Source organism: Pedobacter sp. KBW06, from assembly GCF_003852525.1.
GTDB lineage: Bacteria > Bacteroidota > Bacteroidia > Sphingobacteriales > Sphingobacteriaceae > Pedobacter.
On record NZ_QAJL01000005.1, the window covers coordinates 1 to 19470 of the forward strand.

At 43.8% G+C, this 19470-nt stretch carries 10 protein-coding genes; 5 read left to right on the top strand and 5 right to left on the bottom strand.

Translation table 11 applies throughout. From position 1 onward, the window contains the following. The 3 genes from DBR43_RS26305 to DBR43_RS26315 form a co-directional block, all read right to left on the bottom strand. Window positions 1–5939, bottom strand: a 5939-nt coding sequence (locus tag DBR43_RS26305; protein WP_124586319.1) for a non-ribosomal peptide synthetase, incomplete at its 3' end; no start/stop codon positions are given. Between the two features lie 272 nt (window positions 5940–6211). Then, window positions 6212–8014 (bottom strand): MutS-related protein, encoded by a 1803-nt coding sequence (locus DBR43_RS26310; RefSeq protein ID WP_124586320.1) that lies wholly within the window; start codon window positions 8012–8014, stop codon window positions 6212–6214. Window positions 8015–8287: 273 nt separating this feature from the next. Next, the gene (locus tag DBR43_RS26315; RefSeq protein ID WP_124586321.1) at window positions 8288–8923 is read right to left on the bottom strand and encodes an MgtC/SapB family protein; all 636 of its coding nucleotides are present in this window, start codon (window positions 8921–8923) and stop codon (window positions 8288–8290) included. Window positions 8924–9329: 406 nt separating this feature from the next. On the opposite strand from DBR43_RS26315, the gene DBR43_RS26320 reads away from it, so the two are divergent. Together DBR43_RS26320 and DBR43_RS26325 are read left to right on the top strand one after the other, a co-directional pair. Beyond that, on the top strand, window positions 9330–9941 hold the full coding sequence (locus DBR43_RS26320) for a YdeI/OmpD-associated family protein (RefSeq protein WP_124586322.1): 612 nt from the start codon (window positions 9330–9332) through the stop codon (window positions 9939–9941). Between the two features lie 170 nt (window positions 9942–10111). Then, window positions 10112–12121 (top strand): S9 family peptidase, encoded by a 2010-nt coding sequence (locus tag DBR43_RS26325; protein ID WP_124586323.1) that lies wholly within the window; start codon window positions 10112–10114, stop codon window positions 12119–12121. 78 nt (window positions 12122–12199) lie between these two features. On the opposite strand, the gene DBR43_RS26330 is transcribed toward DBR43_RS26325, so the two are convergent. Then, window positions 12200–13015, bottom strand: coding sequence for a tyrosine-protein phosphatase (locus DBR43_RS26330; RefSeq protein WP_124586324.1), 816 nt, complete (start codon window positions 13013–13015; stop codon window positions 12200–12202). A gap of 53 nt (window positions 13016–13068) precedes the next feature. Continuing rightward, the gene (locus tag DBR43_RS26335) at window positions 13069–15945 is read right to left on the bottom strand and encodes a TonB-dependent receptor (protein ID WP_124586325.1); all 2877 of its coding nucleotides are present in this window, start codon (window positions 15943–15945) and stop codon (window positions 13069–13071) included. Between the two features lie 244 nt (window positions 15946–16189). Here DBR43_RS26335 and DBR43_RS26340 point away from each other — a divergent pair, with 244 nt between their 5' ends. From DBR43_RS26340 to DBR43_RS26355, 3 genes are all read left to right on the top strand, one after another. Continuing rightward, window positions 16190–17296, top strand: coding sequence for a helix-turn-helix domain-containing protein (locus DBR43_RS26340; protein WP_124586326.1), 1107 nt, complete (start codon window positions 16190–16192; stop codon window positions 17294–17296). 265 nt (window positions 17297–17561) lie between these two features. Next, window positions 17562–18152, top strand: a complete 591-nt coding sequence (locus DBR43_RS26345) for an RNA polymerase sigma factor (RefSeq protein ID WP_124586327.1) — start codon at window positions 17562–17564, stop codon at window positions 18150–18152. Window positions 18153–18221: 69 nt separating this feature from the next. Further along, window positions 18222–19406, top strand: coding sequence for a FecR family protein (locus DBR43_RS26355; protein WP_199757140.1), 1185 nt, complete (start codon window positions 18222–18224; stop codon window positions 19404–19406). Window positions 19407–19470 lie beyond the last annotated feature (64 nt).

Here is a 19470-nt window from a genome sequence, read left to right on the forward strand (position 1 = left end):
CCTTTGGGTTTTCCGGTCGTGCCGGAAGTATAGATGACATAGGCCAGGCTTTCCGGAGTACTGTATTCAGGAAGCGGATCCGTTGATTGAGGACTGTGGTTTTGCGGCAGCACTATTTTTTCTTCAGGCAGCAGGATGGGATAGGCCTGTGTGATGTGCTTTTGAGAAAGCACAATCTGTGCATTGGTATCCGCCAGGATATAGTCAATCCTGTGCTGTGGATATGCGGGATCGATGGGTACATATGCGGCACCGGCTTTGAGTACGGCAAGGATGGCGGTAATCATTTCGGTTCCCCTGTCCATACAGATGGGAATGAGGGTGTCCGGGCTTAACGCCTGTCCGCTGAGCTGTACATACTTTTCCCTGATGGTTCTGGCCAGGCAGTTGCTTTTCTGGTCCAGTTCCCGGTACGATAACTGGTTTTCTGCAAAAATCAGCGCAATCTGTTCCGGGCATCGTTTGGCATGTGCGGAGAAAACCGCATGAAGGGTTTCGTTTTGAGGGGCGGGCTGGAGGGCTCCTCCGAAGTCCTGCAGGAGCAGATCATACTCCTCAGCTTTGAGCAGGGAGATGGAACTGTGTTTCCTGGACGGATCAGCAATAACCTGTTCCAGCAGGTGTTGAAAAGTATTGAGGATGTCCTCTGCCGCAGGCTCGTCCAGATAAGCCTGGTCGTACTGCAGTTGTATGATCAGTTCATGGCCTTTTTCAAAGGGAACGACAGCAATCGGATAATCCAGTTTCTCAACGTATCTCCTTAATTTTGCCTGCAGTACGCTTTCCTTGTCTTCAGTTTCGGGATAGTTCTCGAATACAAAGAGCGTATGGAACAGCCGCTGTCCATGTTTCTGGATCTTTGCCAGGTTTGTAAAGCTATGTGTATTGAGCTCTGTAACCTGTTGCTGGATCTGCCTCATCTGTTCGGTTACTGTACTTTCGTTGTCCCATGCTATGGCGAGCGGAAGTGTATTGATGTACAAGCCAACACTTTGCTCGATCCCCTCTACAGGCAGTTCTCTTCCCGAAACTGTGGTGCCTACCAGGGTTCTGTCACTGCCGCTGTATACCTGCAGGATTTTATGCCAGAGGAACTGTACGACCACATTGATTGTTAAACCTTCTTTTGCGCACAGGTTTTTGACTTTTCTCAGCAATTCAGCGGGAATGGCGATCCTGCTTTCAGCGGAAAGTTCAACCTGCCGGTAGTTGTCCAGATCTGCCGGTCTGCTGAGCAGTGGGCTGATGTCGTTGGCTTCGTCCAGATTTGCCAGGGCTTTTTCCCAATAAGCATCTGCCCATTGCCGCTGTTCCTGGATGTATTGTTGTGCCAGCAGGTAGGAGCTGTCTTCTGATGAAGGAACGTGCTTACCTTCTTTAATCAGTTGATATTGCTGATGTACAAATGTTAAGAGTACATTGCCACTCCATCCATCCATGATCGCATGATGTTCCGTCTTGATAACCGTATATAGGTTGTCGGACTGTTTGATGATCATTAACCTGAGCAGGGTAGGACTGGCCAGGTCAAAGGCTTGTGCCCTGTCTGTTGCGAGGATCTCTTCTATGCGCTCATCCCTTTCGGATGGCGAAAGCTGGGAAAGATCATGTAAAGTATATTTCAGCAGGCCATTTTTGTAGACCACCTGGATGGTGCCCTCCTGCCAGTCGAATGCTGTTCTCAGGATCGGGTAACGGTCGAGGGCGGTTTTCCATGCCGCTGTGTAGGCGGGAATATCCAGCTGCTGCTGGTAATCGTACAAGACCTGGACCATATAGGCATCATCGCCGGGCTGAGTCAGTGCATGATAGATGAAGCCTTGCTGCAGACTGTTGGCCGGAAATATGTGCGTGATGGAGTTCTGCGCTTTGACAGCAGCTGTCTGCAGGCTATCCAGTTGTGGCTGACTGAGCTGCAGGTCAGGAAAATCAGCTGGGGTAAAGCCGGGGCCTTCCAGTTGAATTTTCTCTATGCAATGGTGAACTGTTTCTTTTAGTCGTTGCTGTAAGTGGTTGTTTATTTGATTCGTATAGTCTTCTCCCAGTTTTGTGGTAATGGAGAAACGGAGTTTTCCTCCGGTCACCATCGCGCTGATGTCAATCAGAAGATCATCAGTATTGTCGGGGTGTACATCAAGCAGATTTCCTTCGCCGGTGATCTGCCAGTTACCATCCGGTTTATCGAATTGTCCGAGATAATTGAACCTTAGGGGGGGCAGTTTCCCCTGGTGTCCGGTAAATGCGCCGTAGCCGATTCCTCTGTTTGGAATGGCCCTGAGCATCTCCTTTATTGCTGGAATGGTCTGCAGAATTGAAGCTTCGGTTTTAATCCTGACCGGGAACAGAGAGGTGAACCATCCCAGGGTTCTTCCATGGTCAATGCCGGGATCCAGGGCTTCTCTTCCATGACCTTCCAGAGTAATGGTATGGATGTCTTTCCCGTCTGTATCTTTAAGGGCAAAAGCCAGTGCTGTCATCAGCAGGTCGTTGACCTGGGTATTGTAGGCAGCGGGTGCTTTTTGCAGCAGACGCTGTGTTGTATCCGGATCCAGTTCAAAGGAAGCTGAAAAGGCTTTCTGCTCCATCTCCGGATGGGAAGTCAGCTCAGGAATCAGTGTATTCCAATAGATTTCCTCGTTGGGAAACCGGCTGCTGTAACCTTCCATATATTGTACCCACTGCCGGTAACTGCTGCCTTTTTGCGGAAGTTTTTTGCCTTTATAAAGTGTGCTGAGGTCTTCGGCCAGGATGCGCCAGCTGACCGTATCTACAATCATATGGTGCAGGGCGATGTAAACGCGTGCCGAACCGTCGGCATACCCGGACAGGTATCCCATACGGAAGAGGGGACCGCTGGTCAGGTCAAAATCATTTTGCCAAAGGGAGAGACTCTGTTCGATCTGCGTTTCCGTAAGCCCCCTGACATCCAGGGCTTTCAGTTCCGGGATCTCCATATCGGACAGGTAGGACTGTTGCCATTCCGTTCCGGATACGGTAAATCTTGCCCTGAGCATGTCATGGTGGCCGACCAGTGCTTCCAGAGCCTGTTCCAGCTGCCGGATGTCAAGTACATCGGTCCTGATCAAAAAACTCTGGTTCCAGTGGTGGAATGCCGGCAGCTGTCCTTTTTTTATACAATGAACGAACCATTGTTGTATCGGCAGGAGGCCAAAGGTACCGGAAAGCAGCCCTTGTTCGGATTTCAGGGCTACCTGATTTCGGTTGTGACGGAGGTGTTTCTCCAGTTTTTCTACTGTCCTGCAGGAGAAAATATCCTTTACCCCGCAATTGAATCCCATCTGTCTGACCCGGTTGGCGGCCTGTATGCTGAGGATAGAGTCGCCTCCGATCCGGAAGAAATCATCATCGATACTGACGCGTTTCAGTCCGAGTACTTCCTGCCAGATTGTACAGATCGCCGCCTGCGTTTCGTTTTGCGGGGAGAGGTAATCTGCTTCATCTGAGCCCATATCAGGATCAGGGAATGCCTTTTTATCCAGTTTACCGTTGGAGGTGAGGGGGAAGTTTTCCATCTGCACCAGCGCTGCCGGGACCATATACTCTGGCAAAGCCTTTCTGAGCGCAGACAGAATGTCTTCATCGCTGAGCTGATTTAGAAAAGGTACGTTATATAAGGCCTGGGTATGAACCTGGTTACTGCCAGGTGTTTGCTGGTGGAGCAGCTTATTGTCTGTTTTTTTGGAGATCAGTACATCATATCTGTACCTGCTGAGTTCATTTTCATAGCTTCCTTTGCGTTCAGCTACGGTAACCTGCATGTCCGTAAATCTGTTTTGCAGACCATTGAAATATGCTGGTGACAGGAGCAGTTCGTTTTCCCTCAGGGAAATTCTGTTTATATCCTGGTCGGTGCCAGCTTTTTCTGCGTAACGGAATTTGTCGGCGATGAGCTGTTTGTGCAGGTCATAGTTCCTTACATCACCAAGGAATAATGTGCCGTTTTCGCTCAGTTTTTCAAAGGCTTTTAAGAGCACATCTTCAAAATAGACAATGCCCGGGAAATACTGGCATACCGAATTGATGATGATGGTGTCAAAGCTTTCTTTCAGCGGAATATGGTCAACCTGGTCTGCAGCTAAATGGAATAGCCTGACCTCATGTTTTTTGTTTTCCAGATATTTCCTGTGTCTATCGATGACTGCTTTGGAGATGTCCAGACCTGTATATTGATGGACTGTTTCGAGCAGGGGGTACATCAGTAAGCCGGAGCCGACACCGATTTCCAATATGCTTTTGGGCTTCAGGGAATTGAGGGTATCCAGGATGTCTTTCCTCCATGCCTGCATTTCGGGTAGGGGGATGGGCTTTCCGGTAACATAGCTGTTCCATCCCGAGAAATCTGCTTCCAGTATTTCCCCTTCATTTTTATTGTATTCTGAATCGTAAAGGTCTTCCCAGCTGCCGAGGATCTCCGCATCTCTCTGAACGGAATGTCCCGGGTTTAATACATAATATGCGGCGAGGTATTTAGCGGAATCTGTAGATCCGGGCCTTTGCCTTGCCATGACGGCCGCTTGTGTGATACCGGGAATCTGTACGAGTGCATGTTCGATCTCTGCCAGTTCAATCCGGTATCCCCGGATCTTAACCTGATCATCATTTCTTCCTATATATTCAAGGTTTCCGTCCGGAAGCCAGCGTGCGAGGTCACCGGTTTTGTACATTCTGGTGTATCCCATTTGCCGGTCGTGATCAGAGGCGAAGGGGTTTTGGATAAAGCGTTGTGCAGTAAGTTCCGGATTGTTGAGATATCCTGTTGCCAGTCCTGCTCCTCCGATGTGGAGCTCGCCGGCAATGTCTGCTGCTACCGGTTGTCCATCACTGTCCAGGATGTATGCGGTTAAATCGCTGATTGGTTTTCCGATATTTGAGATAGAAGGCTCATTTTCGGATATTTCTTTGTAGGTGACATGTACAGTTGTTTCTGTGATGCCATACATGTTTATCAGCTTTGTTTGCAGTGCATTATCCCGCTGATAGGTCCACCATTGCTTCAGCAGGCTTACATTTAAGGCTTCTCCTCCAAAGATGATGTACCGTAAACTCAGGGAAGCACTGTCTGTTCTTTCTGCTGCTATTTCTGCAAATCTATAAAAAGCGAATGGGGTTTGATTTAAAACCGTGACGCTATGAGCACAGCATAACTGATAAAAACTATCCATATCCCTGGTCTGCTGTTTGTCTACAACGACCAGTTTGGCTCCATAGAGCAGGGCGCCCCATATTTCCCAAACGCTAAAATCAAATGCATAAGAGTGAAAAAATGTCCAGACATCATGCGCATCAAATTGAAAAGAAGTACCCGTAGCCTTGAATAACCTGATTACATTATGGTGAGTTTGCATTACCCCTTTGGGATTTCCGGTAGTGCCGGAAGTATAGATCACATAGGCAAGGCCTTCGGGTCTACTATAAACTGACCAGTCAAATGGCTCGTCGAAGTCCTTTAATAAGGGTGTTTCCAAATCAACAAAAACAGTTTTTTGTTCAGGTAACTGAAGCGTGTAGGTTTCGGGGATCCGGGATTGGCTGATGATCAGTTTTGCATCAAGGTCTTTCCATATAAAGTCAATTCTACTTTGAGGTATTGCCGGGTCAATTGGAACATAGGCTCCCCCTGCTTTTAAAATTGCTAAAATTGCAACGATCATTTCTATTCCCTTTTCCATACAGATGGGAATGAGGGTTTCAGGAGGTAGTGGTGTTCCTGTCAGATTTTCGAAGCGTTCTCTGATGAGCATTGCCAGCTGGTTGCTCTTTCGGTTAAGATTAAAGTAAGAGATTTCTGTGTCGCCGAAAATTAAAGCGATATTTTCAGGTGATTTGGTTGCTTGTTCCTCGAAATGCTGATGTAAAGTCTTGTCTGTTGCAAACATTTTCTCAATCGTAGTGTAATTATCAGTAATGGGTTTATTCATGGCTAATTTCTGTCAATGGATACAAAAGCTCTTCTTTATAGCGGATACATAATTAATAGTCAAATTGCACACTTATTCAATATCAAGGTTTTTAATCAAAGAATAGATGGGCTCTTTTTTAAAGAGAAAGAACAATAAGACCTCTAAATGCGACTCAAGGAAAGAATTTTCCCGATATCACTTCAATTGTCTGTGGGTATTACAGACACTAAGTTAATATTTTGAAGTAATTAAATATAATTTATACGATTTGTTTTGTGACAGCGCTGCTGTTATTTTATCAGGCCTTCTTTTCTCATTAAAAACGTGGCGTTTTTGTTTTTGGCAATCCCGCGTTTTATGGTGTAATCAAACGTGAGCTGATCAGAATTCAGCTCACTTTCAAAACAATAATTACTAATCTGTTTTGGATATTTATTTTCGAGTTCGCCCAGGGCAAGATCGTGCGTAGCGATTAAACACAGGCAATCATATTGTAGAAATTCCTCAATCAGACCAATAGAGCCCAGCAATTTGTCGTCAGAATTGGTTCCTTTCAGGATTTCATCAAGAAGGACTAACATTTTTGTTCCTTCCCGCAGGTTTTTGACTATGGCCGAAAGTCTTTTCAGTTCAGCATAAAAGTAGGAGGTATCCTGACCCAGAGAATCCGTTACACGCATGCTGGTATAGACTGTAGTTTTATTACACACTAACTTCGTCGCATAAACCGGAGCACCTGAATAGGCCAGGATCAGATTGATTCCCATAGACCTGAGAAAAGTACTTTTCCCGGACATATTTGCTCCTGTCAGCACGATCACCTTTTCTTCGGCTGAGGAAGAGAAATTGTTTTTAATGCATTCGTGATCTCTGATCAGGGGATGGCCCAGGTTTTCTGCTTCAAAAAATATGGTGTCACTAAAGGTGGGGTAGGTGTAATCGGGATTGTTGAATGCGAAATTGGCAAAAGAATTTAGCTCGTCCATCAAAAAGATACTGTTAAGCCATTGAGGCATATGATCCTTGTGTGTTTGTTTCCAGCGGTCAAGCGCTATGACACAATGGAAGTCGGACAGAAAAATACCATTTAATACGATGGCCACTAAATCATTCAACCGTTGGTCAAAGAAGCTCATCGTTTTTGATAATGCATTCAGGCTGCTATCGGCATCTTTACCATACCTGCGTAATGAAGTTAAAATTTCGGAGCTGAATGTTTGATCGTTGAGGTGTTTGAGCAGCTTTGCATATTTATTCAGGATGTGATGTTTATGGGACACAACCGCATGAATCTTGTTGATCTGGCTTCTGTACAATTGCAGAAAGGCCATATTTATCAGAATGGAAACAGGGACAAAAAAATAAGAAATGATTCCGAAAACCGCCAGTAATAAAAGTATAAGCGTAACTGCGGGAAGTATAAAGCGAAAAGTTGCAATCACCGGGTTGTTTAGCTTGCTGTTTGCGGAATTCAACCAAAGGTTGAGTTGTAAGATGTCATTGGGCGTTTCGCTGTTTTCCTGGCCTGTCACCATAAATTGCTGCCGGAAATCCTGCAAAGGCATCAGCTCTGCAATCGCTTTTTGACGCTGTAAAATATGTTGGGTTTGTAAATCCGGATTGCTCAGGTGATCAACAAGCAGCTTTTCTCCGCTGGGCGTGCAGGTGCGGTTAATCATTTGAAAAAGCGATCCGGCACCGAAGATGTCCAGATCGTAAGCATAGGCATGATCCTGGGATGAATACAATGAACCTGTTGTTAAAGAAGCGGACTTCCCGTTTAAAGTAGCACTTTCCTGTTCATTTATGGTTCTTAAACGATGAAAATACTGACGTTTTTTGTTGGTCTTGCCATCGAGAACAACCACGACAAAAAAAGAGATAAAGGAGAGGGAGGACAAGACTAACCAGTAGGCGGCAGGATATATCGTGAACATCCATATACCCACCAAAGTAAGAATCCCGAGCAGAAGCCTGAAAGAAGAGATGATTTTACTCTTTCTTTTGAAATGGTTCTCTTCCTGAAGAAAAATGTCCGCACGGTCATTATAATTTTTTACTAAATCTTCCTTAAGCTTGTCATCAGGATTCATGCGTTTTTATTTATCGGGTACAAATTTATTTTTAAATAGATGTATTTATCTGTTAATAGACCTGTTTTTGTTCTTTGCCTTTGATGGGTGGAATTTATCGATAAACGGCTTTCGAAACAACAATATTTTTTTTCTCCTAAAATATTTGCTGTGACCGGCGCTTAACCTGTCTGTAAAACAGTTGTTTATATGTAATGGTTGTGTGTTGAGCTCATGGAGTGTAGAAAACTATCCGGACTATTTTTGAACCAATGGGGGAGCTGAATACATTATTTAAGAGAAGCTTAAGATCTCTGGCCGGGTAGCGAGCGTTTCACTCATCTCTATCAAATACTTTTTCTTGCCGGATACTTTGAACGTAACCATTAAATGGTTGTTTTCTTTGGCGATTTCCAAACGTTCTAAAGAAAGGCCTTTTGTGTTTAAAGTATTCTCCAGTTGCTGGATCTGATCATAGTCCGGATCACGAAATGTGACGCTGATGAGCTGTTCTTTTTGTAACTGAGCAATCATCCGCTCCACCCTGGTCACCATTAACAATACGCCAAGTGTGATGATCGTCAGGCATAAGGCCAATGCATGATAACCAATTCCGGTTGTCATTCCAATTGCGGCCGAAGTCCAGATTACAGCGGCAGTGGTCAATCCCCGTACAGAAATTTTGTCTTTAAAAATGACGCCTGCACCAATGAAACCGATGCCGGTGATGATATTTGCCGAAATCCGGTCATCAGCCCCGACACCATGACGGGAAACGATGGTAAAAATCGTAGAACCCAGGGAAATCAGAATGATGGTACGAAAGCCGGCAGACTTGTTTTTATATTCCCGCTCAAAACCGATTGCGCCACCACATATGATGGAAACAATCATCGCAACCATATCTTCGAGTTCTACTGTAAAATCCATAAATAAATCTGTAAATTATTATTTGTTATTACAAACCGAATTTGTCCGGTTTTGTTTGAGTTAAAGATTTAAACTGCAGGCAGGCTGACAGGTCAAATTGCAGGAATCAAAGGGCTCATGCCATCAATATCAGTGTTCCTATATTAAAATTCATTAAATCTTCATAATCGGGATATAGCTTTGTATCGAGAGCGTTAATTTGATAGCCCGTATCCTTAACTGGTGCGGGTTATCCTTTTTATAATTTTATCCTGTGCTTTAAAAAAAAGTCTTTCAGCGTATCCGAACTGCCAAAGGAGCGTATTATCTTGTACTAATGAAAATCATTTTCTCAACATATGTATATGTTTAGTACAAATTGATGTTTCATATTTGTGGTATCCTAAACCATTTAAAACTGATTAAAATGTCAAAACTCAATCCACAATTTGACCAATACATTGCAGGATCTGCCGATTTTGCAAAACCAATACTTACTCATTTGCGGGAATTAATTCATGAAGCCTGCCCGGAAGTTGAAGAAATCATAAAATGGGGCTATCCACACTTCGATTATAAAGGGGATATGATGTGTATCCTTGCAGCCTACAAAAAACATTGTTCGTTCAGCCTTTACAAAGCGGAACTGATGAGCGATGAAAAGCTATTGGAAAGCGTCAGGGCCGGCCAAAAGATGGGCTATATGGATAAGATAAAGTCCTTATCAGATTTGCCATCCAGGGAGATATTGGTTGCTTATATCAAAGAAGCGATGGCTTTAAATGAAAAGGGCGTTAAAAAAACGAGGCCGGTATCTGAAAAGCCAAAAACGATTGAAGTCCCGGATTACTTTACAGAAAAACTGGAAGCCAATCCTTTGGCGAAAGAGATTTTTGACAGCAAATCTCCATCTTTTAGAAAAGAATACCTCGTTTGGATTACTGACGCAAAAACAGAGGCGACCAGACAAAAGAGAATGGAGCAATCTTTAGAATGGATCGCAGAAGGAAAAGGAAGGTTTTGGCAGTATGAGAAATAGGGGGGATTAGTTAGAAAAGAGTTAAAGAATAGTTAAAAAAGAGTTAACACTATTGTGGCGTAGCTTGCAATTTTTATATTTGCATCATTGTTGCATTAAGTGCTGCGGTACGCAAAATCTGTGAATACCTCCTAAAAAGGAGAATTCAGCTAAACTCTAAAATCTATTAAATGAAAAAACTATTCTCTCTTATGATCCTGATTCTGGGATTACAATCTGCCCATGCGCAGGAAATACCTTTGCTGGACAGGGAACTTTTTTTTGGAAATCCTAAGATCTCCGGAGGGCAGATCAGTCCTGACGGGAAGTACATCTCTTTTATGAAAGAGTACAACGGTATTATGAACATCTGGGTAAAATCCTTTAAAGAACCTTTCGATAAAGCGCGTCCGCTTACTGATAGTAAAAGTCCGCTGAATGGTTACTTCTGGACTAAAGATGGCAAGTATATCTTATACACAAAAGACAAAGATGGCGATGAGAATGCAAATGTTTTTGCTGTAAATCCTATCGCCGGATCAACAAATGCTTTCCCGGAATCCAGAAATCTTACACCACTGAAAGATGTAGCTGTACAGATTTTTATGGTGAGCCGCAAAAATCCGGACTTGTTGATGGTGGGGATTAATGACCGGGATAAGGCATGGCATGATCTCTATTCTCTACAGATCTCCAATGGTAAACTGACCAAAATTTATGAAAACAAAGAAAGGATTACCGGGTACGATTTTGATTGGGATGAAAACCTGAGAATACTCAATAAAACCGATGAAAAAGGAAACAGTCAGATTTTATATAAAGAAGGGGAAAAACTTACACCCATCTATGAAACATCAGTAACAGAGGGCGCTGGTATCCTGGACTGGAACGAAGACAACACCAAATTCTACCTGGAGACGAATAAAGGTGAGTTAAACCTTTCTACACTATTTCTCATGGATCCTAAGACAAAAAAGCTGACAAAAATCGAAAGTGACCCTAAGGGAAAAGTAGATTTCGGTGGTTTGTCTATAGACAGGAATACGCGTAAAATTATCTCTACTTCCTACACTTCCGACAAAACAGATACGTATTGGAAAGATAAAACCTGGGAAGCAAACTACAAATACCTGCAAAGTAAGTTTCCGGGAAGAGAAGTGAATTTTTCCAGCTCAACCAAAGACTATTCAAAATTTTTAATCGCGGTATGGGGTGATAAATATGCTTCAGAGGTTTATTTCTTTGATACCAAAACAAAGGAACTGGTGCTCCAGTATACTCCAAACCCCGAACTTAAAAAGGTAGAACAGCACCTTGCTGCAATGAGGCCGATATCCTATAAGAGCAGTGATGGATTAGAAATTCCGGGCTATCTGACTGTTCCTGTCGGTTCGAATGGAAAAAATCTGCCTTTGATCGTATTGGTACACGGAGGCCCTAAGGGGATCCGGGAAAACTGGGGTTATGATCCGGAAGTACAGTTTCTGGCCAATCGTGGATATGCTGTTTTACAAGCGAACTTTCGTGCCAGTGGCGGTTATGGGAAGCAGTTTCTCAATGCGGGCGATTTGCAATGGGGTAAGCTGATGCAGGATGACATCACCTGGGGTGTAAAAGACCTGATCGAAAAAGGTGTCGCAGACAAAAGCCGTATCGTCATTATGGGAGGAAGTTATGGAGGTTATGCTACCCTGGCAGGATTGGCCTTTACGCCTGATCTGTATGCAGCTGGAGTGGACATCGTAGGGCCGAGCAATATCTTTACCTTATTAGAATCCATTCCCCCTTACTGGGAATCAGGACGGGCCTTTCTATATGGTATGGTTGGCGACCCGAAAACTGAAGCTGGAAAGCAACGGATAAAAGAAGCCAGTCCGCTGTTCAGTGTAGATAAGATCAATAAGCCATTGCTCATTATACAGGGTGCGAATGACCCAAGGGTGAAGCAGGCCGAAGCTGACCAGATCGTAGTTGCGCTTCGTGAAAAAGGTAAAAAAGTAAGCTATCTGTTAGCGGATGATGAAGGGCATGGCTTTTATAAACCAGTGAACAGGATGGCCATGTACGCCGAAACGGAAAAATTCCTGTCTGAAATAATTGGAGGAAGATATCAGAAAGAGATGCCGGAGGCAGTTTCAAAACGCCTGAAAGAAATTACAAGAGACATTAATACGGTAAGCCATAAGCCTGCTGAAAAGTAAAATTAAGGCAATTAAAAAGCCACCAGTTGATCTATAAACTGGTGGCTTTTGAAATTAGTATAAAGAGTGTTGCTATATTTATGAAGTATATTTCTTCCTTAAAATTGCGCGCTCTTTTTTACCAATCCCCATTTCCTTTTCCATGAACTTCTCTATACTGCCATACTTTTTTTCAATTGATTTGAAGAATATTTCGAGCAGTTCCGGGCGCAGGTCCATTTTCTTTTTAATTTCTTCATTGCTCATTCCCGTGGCCTTTGCCATAGGCTCAAACATTTTTCCCATCATCGGCAGCAGGTAAACATTAGAAGCGGTAAAATCAGCTGCTATGGTTTCCTGCGGAACGCCCAGTGTATACAAAAACAAAGCGGTAGCCATGCCGGTGCGGTCGCGACCACCTGAACAGTGGTACAGCAGGGCTGTCGTATCGTTTAGCTGTAGTAATTTTTGAAATACGGGTTTGTAACGTTCCCCAAAATGACGGATCCCCCCATCGCCGTAAAAATTGTCCAGGAAATCGCCTTTCTTAAGATATGCGGCCATTTGCGCACTTGAAGGAAGGCTGTCACTTCCGGCAGGACTCAACGTATAATCGGTGCCTTTCAGCAAGCGGTCTGGTGCAGCAGCTGATTCCTGGGTACCCCGTAAATCAATCACTGTATAAATGCGTTTATCTCGAAGTGTATCCATATCCGCATCTGTTAAGCCCGCTATCGAAGCACTGCGGAAAACCCTGTTCCATTTCACAGATTTTCCGTCTTTCGTTGGATAGCCGCCTATATCGCGAAAGTTGAGTGCGCCTTTAAGGTGTACCAGTCGTTTAGTGCTGTCTGCCAGTTGAGCCATACCCAGGCAAGGAATTAATAAAGCGATGAATAATACTGCTTTTTTCATAAAATGATTTTAATAATAGGTTTTGAATGTAATGGTGTTAAATAAAATAGCGGTTATCTGACGATGTCCCATCTGATACCTGCCTGTCCGCGCCGACCATACCATTCACTGGTCGTGAGTCTGCGGCGATCTCCCAAATAGGTTTTTACAGGTTCATTGCTCAGGTTGTTGAGTTCAACGAAAGCTTTCAGGTGTTTGTTGATGGTATAGGTGGCGGAGGCATCAACCGTAAAATTGGCCGCTGTCCAGATGTAAAAGTCGGGTCCCAATTGCTGGTTGATCGTTTCTACTGAAGCACCACGGTAATTTCCCGCAAGTCTGACCATCATACGGTCGCGTTCATAAAAAAGAATGGCGTTAAACAAGTGCTTAGATTGATTGGGCAGGCTTGATTTGTCCAGGCTGATGTTGTTGCCGGTACCCCTTGGTACCTTGACTTTGCTATCGATATAGGTGTAATTGAACTCTGTCCCAAAGCCACTCCAGAAGCCATTCAGGAAATCAAAACGTTTATTGATGCCCGCCTCGAAACCAAATAATGTAGAATTGTTAAGGTTTTTAGCCTGGGTCACCATAAAATCGGTGCCATTGATGTTTTGCATGCTGGCGTCGGTAAAGACCACATCGGTTATCTTCTTGTAGAAAGCCCCGCCAGACAGGATGCCAATGTTGTCGAAGTAATATTCGCCCATTACATCAAAATTATTCGAGAAAGTAGGCTTTAGATTGGGATTACCCTGGCTGATGGACATGGGATTTTTGGTATTGTCGACTGAAGTACCTGGCGTCATGTCTCCGAAACTCGGCCTGATAAAACTGCGGGTATAAGCTGCCCTTAAGTTGGATTTTTCATTCAGGGCATACTTCAAATGAAGCATTGGCAGTAATGCATTGTAGTTGTTTTTTACCGTAGATTCGGATATAGTTGTTACTGCAGGAGTTCCGGCGGTAACCGCTTTAGATCCTTTTAATTCCATACTGGTGTATTCGTTTCTGACACCTGCAATGATTTTAAGCTGATCTGTGGCATCAATCTCGGCCATGGCATAAGCAGAAGCGACTTCCTCTTTTCCATTGTATAAGGCCGTGGGGTTGGTTTTTGGAGTTACATTTACAAAACCATTCGGACTTAAAAAATCGTTACTGAACAAGTTAAACAACTGGTTTTTGGTCAATGGGTTCATGATGTACTGGTTGTGATTGCCATCCATTGCCCCAAAGAATTTTGATCCCGACGGAAAATCTTTAGTCTCGAGTTGTGATAAACTGACCAATGGAGGAGAAGAAGGTATTCCCATGGCTGCTCCAGGCATAAATACAATGCTGGATCCGTAAGTACTTTCTCTGTATTTATGCCTGTATTTACCACCCATTTTCAGGTTGATTTTTTGGCTGACATTTATTTTTGCGTTCAATTGTGCATTGCGGTCGTGTTCGCTGTTATCCAGCTGGGCAATGACCAGTTGCTGTAAAAGTAATTTGTCGGCATTCATGATTTCCGCAGGGTTATTCAGGCCGGCATCGAAATGCATGGGATCTCCGCCAACACCATTCGGTGAATCAAAAGCCCAGTACCGCTTGCCATCAGAAGAGAGGTTGTTGAAACCTCCTGTAATTTTCTGTCTGAAGGTAGAAATGGGCAATCCTTTTGTGCCATAGGTAGGAGGGGTTTCCAGGTAATATTTGCTTTTGTAATCGCTCACTGCCCAGTCTAACCTTAGCCTGCTGCTCAGCTGATGTTCTCCACCAAGTTCAGCTCCTTTTAAAGAGGTCTGGTAATGTGAGTAGCGATAATTGTATTGATACCGGCTATTGGTATAGTCTACGTACGACTCATAAACAGGCCTGATGTCATCAAATTTATTCAGCATCCCCCTGAAAAATACTTTGTTCGAAGCATCAAACTTATATTCTGTACCCAGGTTGACACCCATGGTCTGACGGCTACCCATGTAGCGTTTGTACATAATCGTGTTGATTGATTTTTTCTGATGAGGATCAGCGAGCCCGGTATTGTAGGAGGCATCAAAGGAATCGGCACCCCATTGTCTGTCCCATATTGCACCCGATAACATCAGGCCCAGCTTATTATTGAAAAACCTGTCGCCATAGGCCAATGAGGCATTATAGGTACCATTCTTAGAGAAGGTGTTGTATCCGCCGGCAGCACTCAGGTTCAGTTGTCTGCTGGTGGGTGCTGTTCTGGTAATAAAGTTAATGGAACCACCAATTGCATCTCCTTCCATGTCGGGAGTGATGGCCTTGGCTACCTGTACATACTGGATCATTTCTGAAGGTACTGCATCCAATACCGATGAACGGTTACCCATTACGTTTGAGCTGGGTAAACGGTTTCCGTTAAATAAGGTGGATGTCCAGGCAAAAGGTGTTCCCCGAACTGTGGCCTGATCGGCTTCGCCATGGTATCTGGCTACAGCCACGCCCTGCATTCTTTGTACTGCTTCTGCCGCATTACGGTCTGGCAGCTTTCCGATGGCATCTGCGGCCATGACATCCATAATTGCATTCGAATTTTTCTTAATGCTGTAAGCCTTTGCCTGGGAAGGTGCCATACTACCTGAAATGGTCACTTCGCTCAGGGAGTTTTTACGCTCAGCGATCATTTCAATGTTTCCCAGTGCGTTGACACCGCTGCTGAGTTCCAGGTCAATTATTTTAGTGGCATAACCAATATAAGAGATCGCGATTTTAGCTTTACCGGTTAGCTGCGCATTTAGTGTAAATTCGCCGTTAAGGTCAGAAGAAGTACTCAATTTGAAAGTCAGGCCATGAATACTGGCCCCGGGGAGTGTACCGTCTTTGCTGGTGATCGTCCCTTTGATCACCTGGGCCAGCAGGCTGGTGGTACTGAACAGGATCAGTAATAGCAGGCCTGTCAGCTTTTTAACATTTGTAAACGTATGCATCATGTTTTTTATTTTCTGCAAAACTGTGCTAAGATGGGCAACAGTTCGACTTAGCCCAACCGCAGGTACAGGTCTTAGGTGTCAGACGTTGTGCTGGGACTGTTTTGTATTGATATACAGTGATTTATGTGGTGTTATCTAATTGTTATCAATATGTTTATTTACCATTTCTACCGGAAACAGGGTGTAACTTAATATTCTCTTAATATTTGATGACTAGCTTCGTGTATCAATAGGGAACGTCTACATGCAGTACATTATAGCCATTGGCATATTTCAGGCAATGATCGTTATCGCGTTATTGCTGAAGAGCAGATTACAAAGCAGCGGTGACGGCTTACTGATCCTGTTGCTGTCTTGTATTGCTGCTCATCTTGCCATAAAGTTTTTCATTTTCAGTTCTGTTGATGATGTACAGGTGCGGCATCAGATGAATACTTTTATCGGTTTTTGTTATGGCCCTTTACTGTATTTGTACGCCCTAAAAGCAAGTCATAGTGAATTTATTCCTGCTTCCAGGTGGTACTTTTTTCTGCCTTTTATATTGGGTGCGATTGCTTACTTTACAGTTGGAGGGGTACTGTTCCTTTCAAAATCATCAGATTACCGGTTATTGGCCTGGTATAATGAGGTGAGCACCTTTGCTTTACTGGCTTCTGAGCTTTGTTTCGCGTTTCTGGCCCTGCGCGTTGCCCGCCGGCATTTGACCGGAAAATTAAAAGAAAGAAAGATGGTCGAGCGTATTGCGGCTTGCTTTTTACTCATCGCGGTACTCAGTATTCCATTTTTTGTGAGTCCTTACCTGAATGGTTTTGTGCATCCCTTGCTCATCAGAAGTATCGTCTATGCGATACTTACCCTTTTATGTATCATGATTGGATACTACCGGTTGTTTATAGGGCATCCTCAGGAATTGAACAGTTTTGTGGTGAAGGATTTTTCAACAGATAAACTTTTGGTCACTAAAGACAATTCCCTGCAACGAAAATCTCCTTTAACGGCCGAAAAACAACAGGAAATATGGGAAAGTCTGGAAAATCACCTCAGAGATCATAAATTATTCGCAGACAGTGAGCTTAACCTCGATAAACTGGCTCAGGCCACCGGAATCAATAAGTACCACATTTCGGAAACGCTGAATACCTATGCTAAAAAGTCGTTTTATCAATACATCAATGAATACAGGATCCAGTATGCGATCAGCCAGATGCAGATTTTACACCGTAAGGAAATCCCGGTAAATGTCCTGTCGCTGGCCTATGATGCCGGTTTTAGGGCAAAATCCTCTTTTAACAGGTATTTTAAAGACATCACCGGATTTACGCCAACTGAGCATCTCAAATCTTTACAGTAAGGAAACAGTGCTTATAAAAAAACCGGCAGAAGCAAATTGCAACTACCGGTCCGTAACGTAATACGCCCGTAAGGACTTATTGACGATACAAATATAAAGTCTATAAGTGCTGAATCAGCGTTAACGAATGTTAATTAGTGTTAGAGTTTAGTTAATGTTGAATTTTATGGGGAGGATACGGAGCGCTTTTGTAGCTTTCTACAAATCGTAATTATGGACTTCTAAAAAAAATGTATAGCTTTCCAGACCTTTACCAAACCAAACCTTGAAGACAAACGCTTACTACAGCACCTTAAACGACAGTAATTTAATCGAATGTCTTTTAAAAGGGGATGAGCTGGCCTTTGCTGAAATCTATTCGCGTTACAAAACCGTTCTTTTCCTACATGCCCGGAGAATGCTGCAGGACGATGAGCAGGCCAGGGATGTGGTACAGGAAATATTCACAGCCATCTGGATAAAAAAAGAAGAGCTTCGCATCAGTACTTCCCTGAAATCTTACCTCTTCAGTTCCGTTAAACATAAAATCCTCAATTTACTGTTGCATCAGAAACACGTGGAAAAACACATGCAGGCGATGTTGAAACTGCACAATACAGGTAGCTTCAGTACCGATCTGGCCGTACAGGAAAAAGAAATGGCCCGGCTGATCGAAGCAGAAATCCAGAATTTGCCTGCACGTATGCGGGAGGTCTTTGTATTAAGCAGACGGGAAGAGCTGTCAAATAAGGAAATTGCACAAAGAATGGGCATTGCGGAAGAGACTGTTAAAAAACAGATCGTCTATGCCCTAAAAATATTGAGGGTAAAACTCAAGGTGATTTCCTTCCTGCTGATCCTCCTGAATCAGTCCTGAAAATAAATTTCAATTCCATCTACCTCTTTCTTATTGGTCAAATGTCTTACCATATATAAGCATCCCCATATGTCGGAAACAGAGATCAGCAAATTAATCGAAAAGTATAAAAACGGAACATTAACCGAAGCCGAAAGTGCTTTTTTAAATACCTGGTATATCAAATACGCCAGCGAGCAACCCTCTTCATTTGATCCGGCAGAATTAGAGGGGAACCTGGACCAGGTGTGGACTGCTATCGAAGGTAACCTTTCTGATCAGGAACATGGTTTCAGAAAAGAGCGCTTAAAACCGGTAGCTAAAAGATCCTTATGGCCAAGAATTGCTGCAGCGGCCAGTGTGGTGTTGGTAACAGGACTTGCATTCTATTTCTTCAACGCAAATCAAGGCACAATTCCGGAGATCCGGAACAGCATGGCTAAAACGGAGATCAGACCAGGCGGCAACAGGGCTTTCCTGACGCTGGCCGATGGTTCGAAAATCTCCCTGAATGAGGCTGCAAATGGCCAGTTGGCGAGTCAGGCAGGGATCACCATTACCAAAACCAAAAACGGACAACTCATTTATACCATCGCAGATCAGCAATCTGCCAAACCGGGCAACCTCTACAATACCATTGAAACACCCAGAGGCGGACAGTATCAGATCAATCTTCCCGATGGATCAAAGGTTTGGCTAAATGCCGAAACGAAACTGAAATTCCCGGTCAGCTTTGCGGATAAAAAGGAAAGGAAAGTGGAACTGAGCGGAGAGGCTTATTTTGAAGTCGCCAAATTGAAAACCCAAGGCATAAAGATGCCTTTCATTGTAGCCAGCAGCGGACAGGAAGTCGAAGTATTGGGCACACATTTTAACGTGAACGCCTACAGTGATGAAAACAGCACCAAAACTACTTTGCTGGAAGGGCTGGTCCGTGTTTCTGAATTGTTACGCCCCCGTAATGCCATTCTTAAACCCGGCCAGCAATCCAGCTTAACGGCAACAGGACTTAGCCTTAAAAATGTAGATACGGAACAGGCAGTGGCCTGGAAAAATGGTCAGTTTATGTTCAGCAATGAACCATTGACCCAGGTCATGAAAGATGTATCCAGATGGTACAACGTAGAAGTGGAGTACAAAGGAGATTTCTCAAATGTAGTGATCGGTGGAAGTGTATCTAAATTCACAGACATCAGGGAAGTCCTGGATGTACTGGCACTGGCTGGAAAAGTCAACTTTAAGACAGAAGGAACTAAGGTCATCGTCAGTCCCTGATCAAACAAGGAATTTAACAAACCAATATATAAACCAAACAAAACCTAACCAAATGAACGAACCA